This is a genomic window from Bartonella sp. AD328YNZD, from assembly GCF_042196425.1.
Genome location: NZ_JBHIQG010000309.1, coordinates 1 through 2770, shown reverse-complemented (window position 1 = coordinate 2770; position 2770 = coordinate 1). Strand labels below are relative to the sequence as shown.

At 37.1% G+C, this 2770-nt stretch carries 3 protein-coding genes and 1 pseudogene; all 4 read left to right on the top strand.

All coding sequences use genetic code 11. The annotated features are described in order from the left end of the window. Positions 1–1089 (top strand): lipoprotein-releasing ABC transporter permease subunit (locus ACFIO3_RS11080; RefSeq protein ID WP_375704459.1); only part of this gene is annotated, 1089 nt, incomplete at its 5' end. Next, positions 1089–1769, top strand: a complete 681-nt coding sequence (locus tag ACFIO3_RS11075) for an ABC transporter ATP-binding protein (protein WP_375608279.1) — start codon at positions 1089–1091, stop codon at positions 1767–1769. The genes ACFIO3_RS11080 and ACFIO3_RS11075, both read left to right, overlap by 1 nt. Positions 1770–1836: 67 nt before the next feature. After that, the gene (locus ACFIO3_RS11070) at positions 1837–2124 is read left to right on the top strand and encodes a succinate dehydrogenase assembly factor 2 (protein WP_375608278.1); all 288 of its coding nucleotides are present in this window, start codon (positions 1837–1839) and stop codon (positions 2122–2124) included. A gap of 5 nt (positions 2125–2129) precedes the next feature. Next, positions 2130–2770 (top strand): annotated as a pseudogene (locus tag ACFIO3_RS11065) (transcription-repair coupling factor); the annotation flags it as partial.

The following is a 2770-nucleotide window of genomic DNA, read 5'->3' as shown; positions in this document are numbered from 1 at the left end:
GAACTTCTCAATCGTATTCTTGGTATGAATGGACATCTTATTGTTCAAACAGTTGATTCTGGTTTTTCTGATTATAAAACTCTTATTTCTTCTTTAGAATCTACAAATGGTGTGAAGTTTGCTTTACCTGTTATTGAAGGTCAAGCGCTTGTTCAAGGTGACGTTCAAGGAAGCTCTGGCGCTTTAGTTCGCGGTATGCGCAAACAAGATTTAGAAAAGCTTAAAACAGTCTCTCAAAATATTAAATTAGGATCGCTCTCTCAGTTTGATAAAGAAGAAGGGGTTGCAATTGGAAGTGGCTTAGCAGAAAAATTGGGACTTACAGTTGGAAGAGATCTTCGCATTATAACTCCAGATGGTGATGAGACTCCTTTTGGCGTTACTCCGCGCGTGAAAGCTTATAAAGTCGTTGCTATTTTTGAAGTTGGTATGTCTGAATATGATTCAATATTTATCTTTATGCCTCTTCATGAAGCACAAATGTTTTTTAATTTAGGAGATAAGGTTCAGTCTTTAGAGTTATTTCTAAATAATCCTGATGCAGTTGATCAAATAAAACCCGTTGTAGAAAAAGCAGTTGATCAACAGGTTTATTTAATTGATTGGCGTACACGCAATCAGGCTTTTTTTTCAGCTTTACAAATTGAACGAAATGTTATGTTTTTTATTCTTTCTTTGATCGTTCTTGTTGCTGCTTTAAATATTATTTCAGGACTGATTATGCTTGTAAAAGATAAAAGTCATGATATTGCAATTTTACGCACGATGGGCGCTCAACAGAGTGCGATTTTGCGTATATTTATTATCACAGGAATGATGATTGGTTTTATTGGAACGATATTGGGCTTAATTTTAGGTGTTATTGCGACCGTAAATATTAATCATATTCAAGACTTTATTTCTTGGTTATTTAATGTCGACGTTTTTAATCCCCAACTTTATTTTTTGACAAAATTGCCTGCACAAATTGAGTGGAAACAGACCATCTTGGTTGCTATGATGGCTTTATTCTTGTCATTTCTTGCTGCTCTCATTCCAGCATGGCGTGCTGCTCAGCTAGATCCCGTACAAGCTTTGAGGTATGAATAATGACAGCTATTTTAGAACTTGTAGAGATTGAAAGGCGATTTTTTGAGAGTGATAAGCCGCTCATTATTTTAAATAAAGCAAATTTTATCCTTAATAGGGGAGAGCTTGTGGCACTTGTTGCACCATCTGGTGCTGGAAAATCAACACTTCTGCATATTGCTGGATTATTAGAAAAACCAACAGCTGGTGATGTGTTGTTACGGGGTGTTTCTTGTGCAAAGCGTTCTGATAGTGAGCGAACAGCTATAAGACGAAATGATATTGGTTTTGTTTATCAATTTCATCATTTACTACCAGAGTTTACGGCTTTAGAAAATGTCATGATACCGCAAATGATAGCAGGATTAAAAAAGTCCAGAGCAGAAGATCGTGCGCGTAAATTATTGACGTATCTGCGTATTTCGCATCGTGCTAACCATCGTCCCTCAGAGTTATCAGGAGGAGAACAACAACGTGTTGCTATTGCACGTGCAGTAGCAAATGGCCCTTCTGTTCTTTTGGCCGATGAACCTACAGGAAATCTTGATCCAGTAACTTCAGCTTACGTCTTTCAAGCTTTATCTGTTCTGGTTCGTCAGTCTGGTCTTTCTGCTCTTATTGCAACACATAATTACGCTTTGGCTAAGCAAATGCATCGTCGAATTACACTTAAAGAACAAAAGATTATAGAACTTCCTTAAAAGCAAGGTACAAATTTTATACGACAAATTGAATAGTTTATATTACTTTATTCAAGGAGATTTTTTTATGACAGTTTTTGTCGATGACAAAAATCAATTGGATGCGCGTCGCCGCCGTTTGATTTTTCGTGCATGGCATCGTGGTATTCGTGAAATGGATCTCATTTTTGGACATTATGTCGATGCTCATATTACTGGAATGAATGATAGAACCCTCTCTGAGCTTGAGTATATTATGTCTTTTGATGATCGTGATTTACTCACATGGATTACTGGAGAAATTTCACCGCCATCTGAAATTGATAGTCCACTTTTTCGTGATATTGCTAATTATCGTACTTGCTTAAGTTATTGATCCCAATGCCTATATTTAAAAAAATTGTTATTCCCCAAAACAGTTCTGTTCGTATGATTTTTGATGGCGTTACTGATGGATTTGAAGCCTTTGCGCTTGCTAAGTTAAGTTCAGAAATTGCACAAGGTAAACCGCTCCTCTATGTTGTTCATGACGGAACAAAAATTGCGCATTTACAACAAGTTTTAAATTTTATTGAACCCAATTTACCCGTACTTCAATTTCCTGCATGGGATTGTTTGCCTTATGATCGCGTATCACCAGGAATTGCTGTCATGGCCCGTCGACTATCAGCATTGGCACGCATAGCAAATTTACGTCAAAATCCACATCCTGCAATTATATTAACAACAGCAAATGCAATTATGCAAAAGTTGCCTCCTCGTGAAATGGTAGAAGCTCAGCTTATTCACTTACATGTTGGCCAACACAATAACATGGGGAATCTAATTCAATTCCTAGAAACCAATGGTTTTGAACGCGTTACGGTTGTCCGTGATGTTGGTGAGTTTGCTGTAAGAGGAGGAATACTTGATATCTTTTCTCCTATGGATATTGAACCTTTACGTCTTGATTTTTTTGGAGATACCCTGGAAAGTATCCGCGTATTTGATCCAGAAAGTCAAAGGACAACACGTCAAAAAAC

Bases quoted from the DNA above. Each gene is read 5' to 3' on its own strand.
- ACFIO3_RS11075 (WP_375608279.1), top strand. From the start codon at position 1,089: ATGACAGCTATTTTAGAACTTGTAGAGATTGAAAGGCGATTTTTTGAG.
- ACFIO3_RS11070 (WP_375608278.1), top strand. From the start codon at position 1,837: ATGACAGTTTTTGTCGATGACAAAAATCAATTGGATGCGCGTCGCCGC.